The sequence below is a fragment of the Enterobacter sp. C6 genome, from assembly GCF_008122455.1.
GTDB lineage: Bacteria > Pseudomonadota > Gammaproteobacteria > Enterobacterales > Enterobacteriaceae > Enterobacter > Enterobacter pseudoroggenkampii.
Window position 1 is genome coordinate 1 of the sequence record NZ_QPFW01000208.1, and the last position, 17182, is coordinate 17182.

Sequence of the window (17182 nt, forward strand, 5' to 3'; positions counted from 1 at the left end):
CTCAGAAGTGAAACGCCGTAGCGCCGATGGTAGTGTGGGGTCTCCCCATGTGAGAGTAGGGAACTGCCAGGCATCAATTAGAAAAACCCCGTACCGTAAGGTGCGGGGTTTTTTGCTTTGTGCTTTCCCTCTCTGGCCTTTCTCCTAATCCCTTATCCTGCTAATGGAATGTGTGATCTCTGTCCCAATGTGATTTATAACAAAATTATAACATTTCATTTACGAGGTTGTTGAGTCTTCTGGCTCAATACGCCGCAGTTTATGGCAGGAGCATAATCACAATGACAGAAAGCATGACATCAAACGGGACGCTGGCTCACAGTGATACCCGAAGAAGGGTATGGGCAATCATCAGCGCCTCTTCAGGGAATCTGGTTGAATGGTTCGACTTTTACGTCTACTCGTTCTGTTCACTCTACTTCGCACATATTTTCTTCCCATCCGGCAACACCACAACGCAACTGCTGCAAACGGCGGGGGTTTTTGCCGCAGGGTTTTTAATGCGCCCCATCGGGGGCTGGCTGTTCGGTCGCATTGCGGATCGTCGCGGGCGTAAGGCTTCAATGCTGATCTCGGTCTGTATGATGTGCTTTGGCTCGCTGGTGATCGCCTGCTTACCGGGATATGAATCAATTGGCACCTGGGCACCGGCGCTACTTTTACTGGCCCGCTTGTTCCAGGGATTATCGGTGGGTGGTGAATACGGTACCAGTGCGACCTACATGAGTGAGATTGCCCTCGAGGGCCGTAAAGGTTTTTACGCCTCATTCCAGTACGTCACGCTGATTGGCGGTCAACTGCTGGCCATTCTTGTGGTGGTGATCCTGCAGCAGATTCTGACGGACGAACAACTTCATGCCTGGGGATGGCGAATTCCTTTCGCAATGGGCGCTGTACTGGCGGTCGTTGCACTTTGGCTACGCCGTCAGCTAGATGAAACCTCTCAGAAAGAGGTCAGGATGCTGAAGGAGGCGGGAACATTCAAAGGGTTATGGCGTAACCGCAAAGCTTTCCTTATGGTGCTTGGCTTTACTGCGGGCGGCTCTCTCAGTTTCTACACGTTCACCACCTATATGCAGAAGTACCTGGTGAACACTACCGGCATGCACGCAAATGTCGCCAGCGTAGTCATGACCGTTGCGCTGTTTGTCTTTATGCTCATACAACCCGTTATCGGTGCGCTCTCGGATAAAATCGGTCGACGTACGTCGATGCTGATTTTTGGCGGGCTGTCGGCATTATGTACCGTACCTATTCTGTCTGCCCTTCAGCATGTGACTTCGCCCTATGCCGCGTTTGCACTGGTGATGCTGGCGATGGTGATTGTCAGTTTCTATACCTCTATCAGCGGGATACTGAAAGCTGAAATGTTCCCGGCGCAGGTACGTGCTTTAGGGGTAGGGCTCTCTTATGCGGTGGCTAATGCGCTATTTGGCGGATCGGCGGAGTACGTTGCGTTGTCGCTTAAATCATGGGGAAGCGAAACGACATTCTTCTGGTACGTAACGATAATGGGCGCACTGGCATTCGTTGTTTCCCTGATGCTGCATCGCAAAGGGAAAGGTATTCGACTTTAATAGCGCGCCATCTGCCACACGGCATAGCCGGTCGTTGCGCCAGCGACATCCCAGGCGAAATCTTTCCAGCTCCAGCCGCTCCCTGCGGGGCGGCTATCCCACAGTTCTTTTGATGCCCCAAGACCTACTGAGAACATCAGCCCTATCGCCGCGCTACGATCCCGGCTATATCCCTGATGCTGCGCATATTCATTACCGGCAGCGGACAACATCGCAGAAGCGAGGAAATGCTGTGCTTTATCCTGTCCGGACCAGCTATCGTTGGCCATATGGCTACAGCCGCTCAGAAAGAAGACGCTCAGTAACAGAGGAATACGCATCAACGGGCCCCATAAAAAAGCCCTGCGGGTGGCAGGGCCTGGATATTACAGAATACGGCTGATAAGTCGGTCGATACGGATACGACGTAAGCGGCGGATAAGCTTGCGGACTTTCACCGGGTAATCGGCAATGCTCTGCAGTTCTCGGTAATGATTAACCACTGTCGTGTGGGTGCGAATCAGCTCCAGCTCACGTTCACGTTTTGCGGCAAACTCATGCTGCGGGTCATGGATCAGGATAGCGTTTTCCAGATCCAGTCGCCACGCGCGTGGGTTCAGGTTGTTACCGGTCAGCAGCATCCACTCATCGTCGACCCACATTCCTTTCAGATGGTAAGTGTTATCCTCGTCTTTCCAGAGACGCACAACCAGCTGATCAGTGTTGACGTAATACTGTAAACGGCTCAGGAAACGGCGCAGGTTAATCTCATAGAGATAAGGCAGCGCACCGATGATTTTGAACGGCTGATCTTCAGGAATGAAGAAGTCGTTTGCCGTTTTATCACCCACGATGATTTCCACTTTTTTACCGTCGCGCAGCAGCTGAATGATATTACGCACCAGCACGGCAGGAAGGTTGAAGTACGGCGTACAGATGGTGAGTTTCTGTTCTGCGCACGGCATCAGATGGAAAATCGTTTTGTTCAGCAGGCTTGATTTGCCGAGCCCTACCAGCGGGGTAACGGATAACTCTTCGTTGTTCGCATCACCCTGGAAATGATAGACCGCATCACGCAGCTCCTGGCGGAAGGCGCGAACATCGTTTTTGATTTCCGGGCTTTTAGGACGCTCGGGATCGTCAAGACGATTAACGCCGCGGCCATGGACCAGATTTTTATCAACCCAGTTGAACATGATATCGGCCATCTGCGGATTACGGATCAGATGGTAGCGGTCGTAGCGATATTTATCGAGCTGATGAAGGTAAACATCATTCAGACTTGCGCCGCTGTAAAGCACGCTGTCATCAATGATGAACCCCTTAAAATGAAGAACGCCGAGCGCTTCACGGGTATTCACCGGGACGCCATAAACAGGCACATCAACGCCAGGATTTTCCTGCGCCGTGCGGCAATACCAGTCGGCATTGGTGTTTGACGCGGCAGCGCCAATACGGCCACGCTGAGCGCGATGCCAGTCGACCAGCACGCGAACATCAAGTTCCGGCCGCTGACGTTTGGCTTCATAGAGCGCGTTCAGGATCGCGCGCCCGCCTTCATCCTGTTCAAGATAAAGCGCCACAATGCAAATGCGTCGCGTGGCGCTGGCAATCTTTTCCAGAAGCGTCTCCCGAAAATGAGCGGGAGCGTAAAAGAACTCTACATCATCAACTGACTGAGAAATCTTCGGTAGTTGAGCAAGGTGTTGTTGATGTTTATTACGCTTAAATTTTGACAACATCACAGTGCGTTTCTTCTCTGTTCATTGAAGGGTTGTCTGTACCATGCAAACAACATAAGCGGACAATGATACCACCAGTCCCGTCCAAAGTGGGTAACATTTCCAGTAGCTTACTCGCGTTTGTCTGCTGATGTCAGACTGAGGGACAAAGCCACAATACCTTCGTCCAGCTGAATATCAACGTCAAACCCAAGTTTTCGCGCCAGGGTCACCATACCGCGATTGTTAGGCATAGTAATGCCATTGAGGCGTAACAATCCGTGATCTCGCGTATAACTGATGAGTTTTTCCAGCAGCCGTCTTCCCAGACCCAGACCTTTAAGATCGGAGCGCACCAGCACCGCAAACTCCGCATCGACGTTATCCGGGTCAGAAATCGCACGCGTGACGCCGAGGATCTCATCTCCCTTTTCGGAGCGGCGAACGGCAACAAACGCCATTTCTCGATCGTAGTCGATCTGGGTCATATTGGCTAAATCATCATGGGTAAATTCGTTGATTTCGCTAAAATAGCGATAATAAAGATCCTCTTTCGTGACCTGAGAGATAAAAGCCCGCAGCTGGGGCTCATCTTCCGGCAGGATAGGGCGGAACAAGGCGCGTTCCCCATTCTTCATCTCAACCCACTCCTCCAGCTGCAGGGGATACGGGCGGATCGCCAGACGGCTCTCTCTGTCTCCTTCGAAGGGCGCGATATCCAGGGTCACGTCCAGCGCCGTAAACTCATTGCCGGAGGCGAGCAGCGGATGAATGTCCAGCCGCTGGATCTCGGCACAATCCACAATCAGGTTAGAGACCTGCACCAGGAACTGACTTAGCCCGGCAATATCAAGCGGACGCAGCGCGCTCCGGCCACGGATCTTTTTACTTTTAATCGCCTGGATGATCAGATAACGCGCCAGGTTCATGTTCAGCGGCGGTAATGCGACCACGGCCTGCTCCTCCGGACGCCACTCCACGCCACCTTCTCCCAGCATGATGAGCGGGCCAAAGACGGGATCGTGTTCGACCACCACCCGTAATTCCTGAGCGCCTGCGCGGTTGGCCATGCTTTGCACCAGCAATCCGTGGATCCTTGCCTGCGGCCAGGCCATTTTGACCCGGTCGAAAATGGCATCGGCGGCCTGCTGCACCTCAGTCGCCGTGCGCAGGTATAACATCACCCCCTGCACATCAGACTTATGCGGGATATCCGGGGAGCGTAGCTTCAGGGCAACCGGATAGCCAATTTGCTCGGCAATATGCACGGCCTCAGCGCTGTCGCTGGCGATCCAGGTCGGCAGGGTTTGCATCCCGTAGCTGCCCAGAATGGGCTGGACCTCATGCGTATCCAGCGACGTCGCGCCTTCTTCAATGGCTTGCTGCAACAACCGGTGAACGTCGACGGTGTTCGCCGTCAGATTCCCGGGCAAAGCCGGCGTCTCACGCAGCTGTTTCTGGTTGCGGCGATATTCCACCATATGCATAAAGGCGGTGATGGTGCCTTCCGGCGTGCGGTAGGTTGGCAGCCCGGCCTCGCTGAACAAGCGCCGAGCCTCCTGCGAAGAAAACTCACCGCACCAGTTGGTCAGCAGGGTGACATATTTGCCTCGCGGATGGTTGTGCACGGCGTCAATGAGCGCGCGCGCGCTTTCGCTGCCCGGCGCGACCGCGCTGGGGGAGTGGATAATCATCAGCGCATCGAAATCCTGGCTATCCAGCAAAATGGAAATTGCCTTGATATAGCGGTCACTGCTGGCATCATCGCGCAAATCAAGCGGATTGCCGGGCGTCACGCTGGTCGGAAGCGCATCTTTCAGGCGCTGCAGCGTCTCTTCACTCAGCGTTGCCAGCTTGCCGAAGCGCCGCCACAGCTCATCCAGGGCGAGTGCCGCAGGGGCGGCGCCGTTACTGACAATCATTAACTTCTCGCCGCGCAACGGGCGCATATGGCTTAAGGTCTCAACGGCGGAAAAAAGCTCGTGCGTATCCTGTACCCGCAGCAACCCCGCGCGCTGGATGGCGGCGTCCCAGGCGGGATCCATGCCGGAATGCGAATGCAGCAGACGCTGTGCCGCAGGGCTGCGTCCGCTTTTGATCACCAGGATCGGCTTATTGCGCGACGCGCTTCGCGAAGCCGAGACAAAACGACGCGCGTCGCTGAGGTGCTCAAGATAAAGCAGGATCGCACTGGTTTTACCGTCGCGCGCCAGAAAATCCAGGAGCTCATCAACGTCGATATCCAGACTGTCGCCAAGGGCAATGAAGTAGGAGAATCCCATTTCACGCTGCTGCGCCCAGTCAAGGATGGTGTTCGATACCGCAGCCGACTGCGAGATAAACGCGAGTTTGCCTTTGCGGATCGGAACCGGAGAGAAACTGGCGTTCAGCCCCTGCCAGGGGGCGAGCAGGCCCAGACTGTTTGGTCCAAGAATGCGCATTTGATAGCGGCTGGCGCAGGCCAGAAGCTCGGCTTTCTGTTCAGGGGGGGACGAGAGAATAATGCAGGTTTTACAGCCTTTCTTGCCGAGCGATTCCAGCAGTTCCGGATTACGTTTTGCGTTTGTACAGAGTACGGCAAGATCCGGCACGAAAGGCAGGCTCTGTACATCAGGCCATGCAAGCACTCCCTGAACCGCCTTATACGCCGGCGTGACGGGCATAACGGGGCCATTAAACCCCCCGGCCAGCAGGTTACGCATCATCAGATAGCCAGCACGATCCGGTTTCATTGATGCGCCAATGACGGCAATGGATTTAGGACGAAGTAGCGCTTCTAACCCTCGCTGGCTCATGCAGGCCTCCTGTGAATGCAAGCGACCTGATGATTTTAAACGCTTTCCGTCTCGGCTGCTGTGACGCTGCCCTTATGAACTGTTTTTCCCGCCAGATAGCGCTCCCGGAAGCATGAGAAATGGTTACCAAGAGCCCCAGCCGCAGCGGTATCTCCCGCTAAATCCAGAAGCGCAATGGCTACTTCAGCGGTGCAGTATTGCCCGTCAGCATGCGCTTCACGCAGGCGGTAGGCGGAGACGCGGGAAAGATCGACAGAAATCACCGGCAGTGCGTCGAGATACGGGCTTTTGCGAAACATTTTTCGCGCTTCGGTCCAGGTGCCGTCCAGCATAATAAACAGCGGTGGTTTGCCGGATGGCGGCACTGAAAGCACCTGGCGATCCGCACCTGCGTATGACGCGGGGAAAACGACCATCGGCTGATAGTCCTTGCTTGCCACTAAATCGAGCAGGGCCTGAGGCGGCTCCGTACGGGACCACTGAAACGCGGCGGTATCCGGCAGAATATCGGCGATAAGACGCCCCGTATTGCTGGGTTTCATCGGCTCGGTATCGAACATGACCAGACAAAAACGACTCTCCGCCGTACTCGGGGCCAGCGTCTCGCACAGACAAACCTTCAGCGGCAGCAGACAGCGCTGACAGCGGCGAATACGGTTGCCTCGGGCGAGGAACGGTCGGGTAGCGCGCGCAAGGCGTTCGGCGCGTAATTGAAGAACAGCGTTATCAGTCATGGGCGAAATGCAGGAAAAACACTATTTTCGCAGAGGCGGGAGCGGGGCACAAGATGTGCCCCGTGAATGTTACAGCGACTCGTTTAACCAGCTTTCAAAAGGTGCTTTTGGAACCGCACCGTTAAGCATATCGATCACTTCACCATTTTTGAAAATCATGATGGTCGGGATGCTGCGAATACGAAAACGGGCGCTCAGTTCGGGTTCGGCTTCGGTATTGACCTTCACGAAGCGTATTTTTCCGCTGCGCTCTTCGGCCACGTCTTCGAAGATCGGCGCGAAGCTACGGCATGGGCCGCACCATGGCGCCCAGAAATCGATCACGACAGGAAGATCGTCCTTGAGGAGTTTGTCCAGCGTAGCACCCGTCGCATTAATGACCTCGCCATCAAATAATTCATGGCCACAACGTCCGCATTTCGCACCATCTTCCATCCGATCGTCCGGAATGCGGTTAAGAGCCTGACAGTTGGCACATACGGTATTCATAACTAACCTCTGATAGAGCCGTGGGACAGCGGCAGAACGCCGATAATGTTTCTAATATGTTACATATTATCAATGAGCCTGTTTGAAACAACAATGCGTTTTATTCAATGAGAACAATAGTCACAGGCTTTTGTACGAAATTATGGCTATGCGCTGGCACATCGGGTAATCTGCGCGCTTCGCGCAGCGCTGGTGGAGAAAAGCATGAACGACGAAATGAAAAACAAAAGCGGCAAGGTCAAAGTGATGTATGTCCGCAGTGATGATGACTCTGATAAACGCACCCAAAATCCGCGTACCGGAAAAGGTGGCGGGCGTCCGGCGTCTTCTCGTGCAGACGGTGGCCGTCGCCCCGCCCGCGATGACAGAAATTCCCGCGGTGATGACCGCAAACGTGACGATCGCAAACGCGATGACCGTCCGCGTTCCGACCGCCCACGTAGTGACCGTCCACGCGACGATCGTCCGCGTGATGACTTCTCACGCGATAACGGCTCCCCGTGGCGCACCGTTTCTCGCGCCCCTGGCGATGAGACGCCGGAAAAAGCCGATCACGGCGGTATCAGCGGTAAAAGCTTTATCGATCCGGAAGTGCTGCGCCGTCAGCGTGCGGAAGAGACCCGCGTGTACGGTGAGAATGCTTGCCAGGCGCTGTTCCAGAGCCGTCCTGAGTGTATCGTCCGCGCCTGGTTCATCCAGAGCGTGACTCCGCGCTTTAAAGAAGCACTGCGCTGGATGGCCGCGAACCGTAAAGCCTACCACGTCGTGGATGATGCCGAGCTGACCAAAGCCTCCGGTACTGAACACCACGGTGGCGTCTGCTTCCTGATCAAAAAACGTAACGGCACGACCGTGCAGCAGTGGGTCAGCCAGGCGGATGCCGATGACTGCGTGCTGGCGCTGGAAGATGTGGGTAACCCGCACAACCTGGGCGCAATGATGCGCAGCTGCGCGCACTTTGGCGTGAAAGGCGTGCTGTTGCAGGATGCCGCGCTGCTGGAGTCCGGCGCCGCGATCCGTACTGCGGAAGGCGGAGCCGAGCACGTACAGCCGATCACCGGCGACAGCGTTCTGGATGCCCTTGAGCAGTTCCGTAAAGCGGGCTATTCCATCGTGACCACCTCGAGCCATGCCGGTACGCCGCTGTTTAAAGCGACGCTGCCGCGTAAAATGGTGCTGGTATTAGGTCAGGAACGTGATGGTCTGTCTGACGCGGCGCTCTCGAGTGCGGATCTGAGCGTCTCTATCGACGGAACAGGCAACGTGGAAAGTCTGAACGTATCCGTTGCGACCGGCGTGCTGCTGGCCGAGTGGTGGCGTCAGAACAAGGCATAAGCCTCTTAGTGTGCCGGGTCTAACCCGGCACATTCAAATCCTACTCGCTCTCTGCCGGTAACACAGGCATCCAGTCAATCGGCGTTTCGCCACGTTTTTCCAGCCATTCATTCGCCAGAACAAAATGATTACTGCCAAAGAAACCGCGATGTGCAGACAGCGGTGACGGGTGCGGTGCTTTCAACACGTGATGACGCTGACGGTCAATAATCGCCCCTTTCTTCTGCGCATGCGATCCCCAGAGTAAAAACACAACCCCTTCACGATGCTCGTTGATAAGGCTGATGACTTTATCGGTAAAGGTCTCCCACCCAAGGCTGGCGTGTGAGTGCGCCTGGCCCGCCCGTACGGTAAGCACCGTATTCAGTAACAGCACGCCCTGACGCGCCCAGCTTTCCAGGTAGCCGTGGTTTGGCCGGGTAAAACCTGGCACGGTTCCCTCAAGCTCTTTATACATGTTGAGCAGAGAAGGGGGGATCGCCACGCCCGGACGGACGGAAAACGCCAGCCCATGCGCCTGGCCCGGGCCGTGATAGGGATCCTGGCCCAGAATGACCACTTTCACATCGCTCAGTTCGGTGTAGCGAAAGGCGTTGAACACATCTTTCTGCGGCGGGTAAATCGTCTGTCCGGACTGACGCTCAGCGGCAACGGTGCTGAGCGTATTGATAAAATAAGGCTGCTGTTTTTCTTCTGCCAGCACGTCATGCCAGGTTAAAGGTGTTGTCATCTCGCTCTCCTGCGAATCTCAATCTGTGACTAGCTTACCTGTTTAACCCCGGTGAGCAAAATTACACGCTGAAATGTGCGCTAAGTGGCTAAATTTATTTTGAAAAGATGCAGTACAAGTTGAATTGGTAAGGTTGTGAAATTGATCTAAAACAATAAATTCAAACCACACTCTTTATGTGGTTGGTGTTTTTGTTGATTTAAATCAATAAATCACCGGAGTGTGAATGATATATATACACACAAGAAACAATGGTTTTACCAATTGGCCGCGAGAGGCCGACATCAGTTAATGTAGCCTAGGGAGGCAACACATGATTACAGGTATCCAGATTACTAAAGCTGCAAATGACGATCTGCTCAATTCTTTCTGGCTGCTGGACAGCGAGAAAAACGAAGCGCGCTGTGTCGTTGCGAAAGCGGGTTTTGCTGAAGATGAAATCGTGCCGGTGAGCAAACTGGGCGAAATCGAGTACCGTGAAATTCCAATGGAAGTGAAACCGGAAGTGCGCGTCGAAGGTGGTCAGCACCTGAACGTAAACGTACTGCGCCGCGAAACGCTGATGGACGCGGTTGAGCACCCTGAAAAATACCCACAGCTGACTATCCGCGTGTCCGGCTATGCGGTTCGCTTTAACTCACTGACTCCAGAACAGCAGCGCGACGTTATCGCCCGTACCTTTACTGAAAGCCTGTAACGGCTTCAGCAGGGGGGAATAAAAAAGCCGGGGATTTCCCCGGCTTTTTTTACTCTTCAGTTTTCGTCTCTGGTGCGGCAGAGCTTGGCTTACGGCGCTTACCAATATTTTTGGTATCGCGGTGGCGCTGCTTCACGCGCGGTTTCTCTTTTTCTTTCTCTTTTCTCTCAGCACGTTTCGCGAGCGCTTTCTTAGACGGTTTACCCGTCATTTTTTCACTCGGCGCACGTGTGGTTGGGCGCAAGCCGTCAATAACGCGCGCTTTCAGCGGCTCGTCAACATAGCGGCCAATTTTCTGCAGCAGCAGGTAGTCATGTGCTTCAACCAGTGAGATAGCAATACCTTTGCGGCCCGCGCGGCCGGTACGGCCAATACGGTGCAGATAGGTATCGCCGCTGCGCGGCATATCGAAGTTAATGACGTGGCTGACGTCCGGGATGTCGATCCCGCGAGCGGCAACGTCTGTGGCAACCAGCACGTTAACGCGGCCATCGGTCAGGCGCTTGATGCCTTCAGTACGCTTGATCTGCGCCATCTCGCCTTCAAGATAGCAGTTGTTGATCCCGGCGTTACGCAGCATTTCAGCCAGCTCATGCACGCGCTCGCGCTTACGCACAAACACGATTGTGCGCAGTGCATCTTCCTGCTTCAGCAGGTGTTTCAGCAATTCGACCTTGTGCTCGAGGTTGTCCGCGCGGTAGTACCACTGGTGGATCTTCTTACGCTCACGGGTGGACGGCGTCGCCGACACTTCAACCGGATCTTCCAGCAGACGCTCTGCGAAGTCTTTGATCGCTTCCCCTTCGAGGGTGGCAGAGAACAGCATCGTCTGGTTACGCCAGCGTGTTTCCCCGGCAATGTGCTCGATATCCTGTGCGAAGCCCATGTCCAGCATGCGGTCGGCTTCGTCGAGGATCAGTGTTTCAACCGCGCGGCAGTCGAAGTTCTCTTCCTTAATGTACTGCAGCAGGCGGCCCGTCGTCGCAACGACGATGTCCTGGTTTTCGCTGAACACTTCGGCGTGGTTCATGTACGCGACGCCGCCGGTAATGGTGGCGATATCCAGATGAGTATTTGCCGCGAGTTCACGCGCGTGATCGGCAACCTGCATGGCCAGTTCGCGCGTAGGCGTCAGGATTAAAATACGCGGCGGGCCAGATTTTTTACGTGGAAAGTCGAGCAGATGCTGCAACACAGGCAGCAAATAGGCTGCTGTCTTCCCCGTGCCGGTTGGCGCAGAACCGAGCACATCGCGGCCCTCAAGCGCAGGCGGAATGGCCGCTGCCTGAATGGCGGTCGGGCGTGTAAAGCCTTTGCTCTCAAGTGCATTGAGCAGGCTTTCATCGAGTTCAAGTTCGGAAAAAGTCGTTACAGTCATGTTCTACCTCTGTGTGGGGCGCTGATTATAGACGTTACGGCTGTAATCTTCATCTGTTTGTATGGATATCGCTTTTCGGCCACTTCGCTTTCCCCTATGCTACTCCAGTTTCACTTAGAAGGTTGCCCTGACATGTCTCAACTCAAAGCGCAGCTGCGCCGCGATGGTTTTACGTTTAAAAAATTTTTTGTTGCTCACGATCGCTGTGCTATGAAAGTCGGTACAGACGGTATTTTACTGGGAGCGTGGGCGCCTGTCGCAGGTGTTAAGCGTATTCTTGATATCGGTACCGGCAGCGGGCTGGTGGCGTTGATGCTGGCGCAGCGTACGGAAGAACATGTCACCATCGATGCCGTCGAACTGGATGCTCAGGCCGCAGAGCAGGCGAGTGACAATATGGCCGAATCTTCCTGGGCAGCCCGAATGAAGGTGGAATGCGCAGATGTGCTGGCCTGGGCACCTGAACAAACCGCGCGTTACGATCTGATCGTCAGTAACCCTCCCTACTACGAGCCCGGCGTTGAGTGCGGGACACCCGAGCGTGAACAGGCGCGTTATACCGGCTCCCTCGATCATAAAGCGCTGCTCACCAGTGCGGCGGAACTCATCTCCGAAGAAGGTTTTTTCTGCGTGGTCCTGCCTGAGAGTACCGGCAACACGTTCATCGGTATCGCGCAGGAGATCGGCTGGACGTTACGTCTGCGTACCGATATTTCGGATACGGAAGGACGACTGCCGCACCGCGTGCTGCTGGCGCTCTCGCCAAAAGAGGGTGAATGCTTTAATGACCGAATGGTGATCCGTGGGCCAGACCAGCGTTATTCCGAAGATTACACTGCTCTGACCCAGGCGTTTTATCTGTTTATGTAAACCTGAGGGGCGAGGATCGAGGGGCCGGATTCAGCAAGCTGATCCGGGTAGTCCAGCGTAAAGTGCAGTCCACGGCTCTCTTTACGCATCATCGCGCAGCGAACGATCAGCTCGGCAACCTGCACCAGATTGCGCAGCTCCAGCAGGTTATTGGATACGCGGAAATTGGCATAATACTCATCAATTTCTTGCTGCAGCATGGTGATGCGGCGCAAGGCGCGCTCCAGGCGTTTCGTGGTGCGCACAATCCCCACGTAGTCCCACATAAACAGCCGTAGCTCATGCCAGTTGTGCTGGATCACGACCAGCTCGTCCGGGTTATCCACCCGGCTTTCATCCCAGGCAGGCAGATGCTCTGTTTCACGGGCATAAGGCATGCGCTTCGCGATGTCTTCCGCTGCTGACCAGCCGTACACCAGGCACTCAAGCAGTGAGTTAGAGGCCATACGGTTCGCGCCGTGTAGCCCGGTATAGCTGACCTCACCGATAGCATACAGACCATCGACATCGGTACGCCCATGATCGTCAACCATGACCCCACCGCAGGTATAGTGGGCCGCTGGCACAATCGGCACCGGATCGCGCGTTAAATCAATGCCAAGATTGAGCAGCTTTTCGTAGATCATCGGGAAATGCTGACGAATGAACTCTGCTGGCTTATGGCTGATATCGAGATACATGCAGTCCACGCCAAGACGCTTCATTTCATGATCGATGGCGCGGGCAACGATATCGCGCGGGGCCAGTTCACCCCGGGCGTCAAAGTCCGGCATAAAGCGGGAGCCGTCAGGGCGTTTCAGATAAGCACCTTCACCGCGCAGGGCTTCCGTCAGCAGGAAGTTGCGCGCCTGAGGGTGGAACAGGGCGGTTGGGTGAAACTGATTAAACTCGAGGTTCGCCACCCGGCAGCCGGCGCGCCAGGCCATCGCGATACCGTCTCCGGAGGCAATGTCCGGGTTCGTGGTGTACTGATACACTTTAGAGGCGCCGCCCGTGGCCAGCACCACGGCCTTCGCCTGGCAGGTTTCCACCTTCTCTTTATTGCGGTTCCAGACCCAGGCGCCCACCACGCGACGCGTCCCCGGCAGGCCAATCTTGTCGGAGATAATCAGGTCAACGGCGTTACTTCGTTCAAGCACCCGAATATTAGGATGGCTCAGCGCCTTGCCGACCAGCGTGGTCTCCACTTCTTTACCGGTGGCATCCGCTGCGTGCAGGATGCGGCGGTGGCTATGGCCGCCTTCGCGCGTCAGGTGGTAGCTCTCTTCGCCGTTGGGTTGAACCTGCGTATCGAATAAGACGCCCTGGTCGATGAGCCACTGCACGCAATGGCGGGCATTGCTGGCGACAAACTCTGCGGCGTGCGCATCCACGATCCCGGCCCCGGCAATCAGCGTATCGTCGACGTGGGAAGCAATGCTGTCTGTCTCATCAAACACGGCGGCAATGCCACCCTGGGCATAAAACGTGGAACCTTCACTTATCGGTCCTTTACTCAGAACGATAACGTTTTGATGCTCGGCCAGGCGCAGCGCCAGAGAGAGACCGGCAGCGCCGCTGCCGATGATCAGTACATCACAATGGAGTTCAGGTGTTGTGTTCATGATTGTTGTTTAATTTACTAAACAGTGTTGGGTCAGAATAGCACTCGAATGCGATATATCGCACGTTTTTTTTAGAGGCTGTTGCAATGGCTAAACGCGTAAGCGGAGGTAAACGGAGGGTAAATGAGTGAAATTATTTTGCGAAGCAGATCGTTAGCGTCAGATTTTGTGGTGAAATAAAGCCTGTGTTGCGTTACTCTTCTGGCGGGAAAAAGATGTTTCTTGTCAGAAAGTGGTGCGTATCGTGAACAGACTTATAATGAGAGAAAATGAACAGTCTGCGGCGCGATGAACAAAAACAAAGGCGTTACGGAACTTATTGAAGATCAGACACTCTAATTCGGTGCTTGCTCAAAGTGCGGTATTTTTAGAGTGGCGTTTCGATAACGCGTGGAATTTAGGTTTGGGGAGACATTACCTCGGATGAGCGAGCAGTTAACGGACCAGGTCCTGGTTGAACGGGTCCAGAAGGGAGATCAGAAAGCCTTTAACTTACTGGTGGTGCGCTACCAGCATAAGGTGGCGAGCCTGGTTTCCCGCTATGTACCGTCAGGCGATGTGCCTGATGTGGTGCAAGAGTCTTTTATTAAGGCCTATCGCGCGCTGGATTCGTTCCGGGGAGATAGTGCTTTTTATACCTGGCTGTACCGTATTGCGGTCAATACGGCAAAGAATTATCTGGTCGCTCAGGGCCGTCGTCCGCCTTCAAGTGATGTGGACGCAATCGACGCCGAAAACTTCGAAAGTGGCGGCGCATTGAAAGAAATTTCGAACCCTGAGAACTTAATGTTGTCAGAAGAACTGAGACAAATCGTTTTTCGCACGATCGAGTCGCTCCCGGAAGATTTACGCATGGCAATTACGTTACGGGAGCTTGATGGTCTGAGCTATGAAGAGATAGCCGCTATCATGGATTGTCCGGTCGGCACGGTACGTTCACGAATTTTCCGTGCGCGAGAAGCTATTGATAATAAAGTTCAACCGCTTATCAGGCGTTGACGATAGCGGGATACTGGAAAAGGTATTAGGCATGCAGAAAGAAAAACTTTCCGCTTTAATGGATGGTGAAACGGTTGATAGTGAGCTGCTCAACGAGCTGTCTCATTCTCCCGAAATGCAAGAGACCTGGGAGAGTTACCATCTCATCCGTGACACCCTTCGCGGTGACACCGGCGAGGTTCTCCATTTCGATATCTCAGCCCGCGTCATGGCGGCGATTGAGAATGAGCCTGTTCATCAGACCACTCCGCTGATTCCTGAAGCTCAACCCGCACCTCACCAGTGGCAGAAAATGCCGTTCTGGCAAAAGGTGCGTCCGTGGGCCAGCCAGCTTACCCAAATGGGTGTGGCTGCATGCGTATCGCTTGCAGTTATCGTTGGCGTCCAGCACTATAATACTCAGTCTGAAACTAATCAGCAGCCAGAAGCGCCAGTGTTTAACACACTGCCGATGATGGGCAAAGCCAGCCCGGTAAGCCTGGGCGTACCGGCTGATGCTTCCGCCAGCGGCGGTCAGCAGCAGCAGGTTCAGGAGCAGCGCCGTCGCATTAATGCGATGTTGCAGGATTACGAGTTGCAGCGTCGCCTGCACTCTGAACAGCTTCAGTTTGAGCAGGCCCAGACACAGCAAGCTGCTGTGCAGGTGCCCGGAAACCAAACTTTAGGAACGCAATCGCAGTAATGAAGCAACTTTGGTTCGCCATGTCTCTGATGGCGGGTAGCCTGTTCTTCTCTGCCAACGCCTCGGCTGATGTATCATCCGGGGCGTTGTTGCAGCAAATGAATCTGGCCAGCCAGTCACTCAATTACGAGTTGGCATTCATCAGCATCAATAAGCAGGGCGTCGAGTCGTTACGCTATCGTCATGCCCGTCTTGATAACCAGCCGCTCGCCCAGCTTTTACAGATGGATGGCCCGCGTCGGGAAGTTGTCCAGCGTGGTAATGAAATCAGCTATTTCGAGCCAGGCCTGGAACCTTTCACGCTGAATGGCGATTATATCGTTGATTCTCTGCCGTCACTCATTTACACCGATTTCAAACGGCTTGCCCCTTACTACGATTTTATTTCGGTAGGGCGTACCCGCATCGCGGACAGACTGTGCGAGGTGATTCGGGTTGTTGCCCGGGACGGAACGCGTTACAGCTATATTGTCTGGATCGACGCGGAAACCAAACTCCCCATGCGTGTTGATCTCCTCGACCGTGACGGTGAAACGCTGGAACAGTTCCGGGTGATCTCCTTCAGCGTGAACAATCAGGTTGGTAACAGCATGCAGAACCTGGCTAAGGCCAGCCTGCCGCCGCTGCTTTCTGTTCCGGCAGGAGACTCCGTTAATTTCAACTGGGTACCTGCCTGGATCCCGCAAGGGTTTAGCGAAGTGTCCAGCAGCCGCCGTCAGCTGCCAACGATTGAAACGCCGGTGGAATCGCGCCTCTATTCCGATGGTTTGTTCAGCTTCTCGGTGAATATCAATCGCGCAACGGCAAACAGCGCCGAACAAATGCTGCGTACCGGTCGTCGTACGGTAAGTACAACGGTACGCGATAACGCGGAGATCACCATTGTGGGTGAACTTCCTCCGCAAACGGCGAAGCGCATTTCCGACAGCATTAAATTCAGGGCCGCACAATGATCAAAGAGTGGGCGACGGTTGTCTCGTGGCAGAACGGCATTGCGCTGGTGAGCTGCGATGTAAAAGCCTCATGTAATAGCTGCGCATCCCGCGCTGGCTGCGGCAGCCGCGTGCTAAATAAGCTCGGGCCGCAAACATCGCACACGATTTCTGTGCCAAGTGAACAGCCGCTGATGGCGGGGCAAAAGGTAGAGCTGGGTATCGCGGAAGGCAGTCTGCTCAGCTCCGCCATGCTGGTGTATCTCTCTCCGCTGATCGGGCTGTTTATCATGGGCGGCGTTTTCCAGATGCTGTTTGGCACCGACGGAGCCGCCATGTGCGGTGCCGCATTAGGTGGTCTGGGGGGATTCTGGCTCGCCAAAGGCCTCTCACCGACGCTCGCCGCACGCGAGGAGTGGCAGCCTGTCATTCTCAGCGTTGGGCTGGCGCCAGACCAGCTTCGTGTTGAAACGCTCTCTTCTGAGGCCCGGTGATCCATCGGGCTTTATCATTTTTTACTTTCCAAAACAGAAAACGTCCTTTCTTCACGCTATAGCTGCCTCTAAGTGCATTTCCAGGTAGCGAGGATGTAGTGTAGAATGCTGCGTTTTCGCACTGAAAAACGTCAGGCTAAGAACAGCGGCCTCCAGGAATTCGTAA

General features: G+C 54.7%; 17 protein-coding genes. 9 read left to right on the top strand and 8 right to left on the bottom strand.

The annotated features are described in order from the left end of the window. Positions 1-281 precede the first annotated feature (281 nt). Entirely contained in the window at positions 282-1577 is a 1296-nt protein-coding gene (locus DOU50_RS09895) for an MFS transporter (RefSeq protein ID WP_024908610.1), read from the top strand. On the opposite strand, the gene DOU50_RS09900 is transcribed toward DOU50_RS09895, so the two are convergent. The 5 genes from DOU50_RS09900 to trxC form a co-directional block, all read right to left on the bottom strand. Then, complete coding sequence (locus tag DOU50_RS09900; protein ID WP_090420245.1) at positions 1574-1897, bottom strand: YfiM family lipoprotein; 324 nt, start codon at positions 1895-1897, stop codon at positions 1574-1576. The two genes, DOU50_RS09895 and DOU50_RS09900, sit on opposite strands and share 4 nt — an antisense overlap. Positions 1898-1942: 45 nt before the next feature. After that, the gene (pssA, locus tag DOU50_RS09905; protein WP_148769307.1) at positions 1943-3298 is read right to left on the bottom strand and encodes a CDP-diacylglycerol--serine O-phosphatidyltransferase; all 1356 of its coding nucleotides are present in this window, start codon (positions 3296-3298) and stop codon (positions 1943-1945) included. 110 nt (positions 3299-3408) lie between these two features. Further along, positions 3409-6072, bottom strand: a complete 2664-nt coding sequence (locus tag DOU50_RS09910) for a bifunctional acetate--CoA ligase family protein/GNAT family N-acetyltransferase (protein ID WP_148769298.1) — start codon at positions 6070-6072, stop codon at positions 3409-3411. 35 nt (positions 6073-6107) lie between these two features. Then, entirely contained in the window at positions 6108-6806 is a 699-nt protein-coding gene (locus DOU50_RS09915) for a tRNA-uridine aminocarboxypropyltransferase (RefSeq protein WP_032648653.1), read from the bottom strand. A gap of 69 nt (positions 6807-6875) precedes the next feature. Continuing rightward, positions 6876-7295, bottom strand: coding sequence for a thioredoxin TrxC (trxC, locus tag DOU50_RS09920; protein ID WP_024908614.1), 420 nt, complete (start codon positions 7293-7295; stop codon positions 6876-6878). Between the two features lie 204 nt (positions 7296-7499). On the opposite strand from trxC, the gene DOU50_RS09925 reads away from it, so the two are divergent. After that, positions 7500-8630, top strand: coding sequence for a tRNA/rRNA methyltransferase (locus tag DOU50_RS09925; RefSeq protein WP_032648656.1), 1131 nt, complete (start codon positions 7500-7502; stop codon positions 8628-8630). A gap of 40 nt (positions 8631-8670) precedes the next feature. Here DOU50_RS09925 and ung read toward each other — a convergent pair whose 3' ends face one another. Continuing rightward, positions 8671-9360 (bottom strand): uracil-DNA glycosylase, encoded by a 690-nt coding sequence (ung, locus tag DOU50_RS09930; protein WP_023333064.1) that lies wholly within the window; start codon positions 9358-9360, stop codon positions 8671-8673. A gap of 313 nt (positions 9361-9673) precedes the next feature. Here ung and grcA point away from each other — a divergent pair, with 313 nt between their 5' ends. Further along, positions 9674-10057, top strand: a complete 384-nt coding sequence (gene grcA, locus DOU50_RS09935) for an autonomous glycyl radical cofactor GrcA (protein WP_008502190.1) — start codon at positions 9674-9676, stop codon at positions 10055-10057. 49 nt (positions 10058-10106) lie between these two features. Here grcA and srmB read toward each other — a convergent pair whose 3' ends face one another. Continuing rightward, positions 10107-11435 (bottom strand): ATP-dependent RNA helicase SrmB, encoded by a 1329-nt coding sequence (gene srmB / locus DOU50_RS09940; RefSeq protein ID WP_023344704.1) that lies wholly within the window; start codon positions 11433-11435, stop codon positions 10107-10109. A gap of 132 nt (positions 11436-11567) precedes the next feature. Between srmB and trmN the strand changes: the two genes are divergently transcribed. After that, the gene (trmN, locus tag DOU50_RS09945) at positions 11568-12305 is read left to right on the top strand and encodes a tRNA(1)(Val) (adenine(37)-N(6))-methyltransferase TrmN (protein ID WP_148769299.1); all 738 of its coding nucleotides are present in this window, start codon (positions 11568-11570) and stop codon (positions 12303-12305) included. Here the strand turns inward: trmN and nadB are convergent. Next, positions 12290-13909 (bottom strand): L-aspartate oxidase, encoded by a 1620-nt coding sequence (gene nadB / locus DOU50_RS09950; protein ID WP_148769300.1) that lies wholly within the window; start codon positions 13907-13909, stop codon positions 12290-12292. The genes trmN and nadB overlap by 16 nt on opposite strands. A gap of 343 nt (positions 13910-14252) precedes the next feature. Between nadB and rseD the strand changes: the two genes are divergently transcribed. The 5 genes from rseD to rseC are packed head-to-tail and all read left to right on the top strand — an operon-like array spanning position 14253 to position 17016. After that, entirely contained in the window at positions 14253-14336 is an 84-nt protein-coding gene (gene rseD, locus DOU50_RS24010; protein WP_223605340.1) for a rpoE leader peptide RseD, read from the top strand. Further along, on the top strand, positions 14333-14908 hold the full coding sequence (rpoE, locus tag DOU50_RS09960; protein WP_006176728.1) for an RNA polymerase sigma factor RpoE: 576 nt from the start codon (positions 14333-14335) through the stop codon (positions 14906-14908). Before rseD ends, rpoE begins: the two co-directional genes overlap by 4 nt. Before the next feature lie 31 nt (positions 14909-14939). Next, positions 14940-15590 (top strand): anti-sigma-E factor RseA, encoded by a 651-nt coding sequence (rseA, locus tag DOU50_RS09965; protein WP_008502186.1) that lies wholly within the window; start codon positions 14940-14942, stop codon positions 15588-15590. Continuing rightward, the gene (gene rseB, locus DOU50_RS09970; protein ID WP_023308851.1) at positions 15590-16543 is read left to right on the top strand and encodes a sigma-E factor regulatory protein RseB; all 954 of its coding nucleotides are present in this window, start codon (positions 15590-15592) and stop codon (positions 16541-16543) included. Before rseA ends, rseB begins: the two co-directional genes overlap by 1 nt. Beyond that, positions 16540-17016: a SoxR-reducing system protein RseC gene (gene rseC, locus DOU50_RS09975; protein ID WP_032653064.1), complete on the top strand. Its 477-nt coding sequence runs from the start codon at positions 16540-16542 to the stop codon at positions 17014-17016. Before rseB ends, rseC begins: the two co-directional genes overlap by 4 nt. Positions 17017-17182 lie beyond the last annotated feature (166 nt).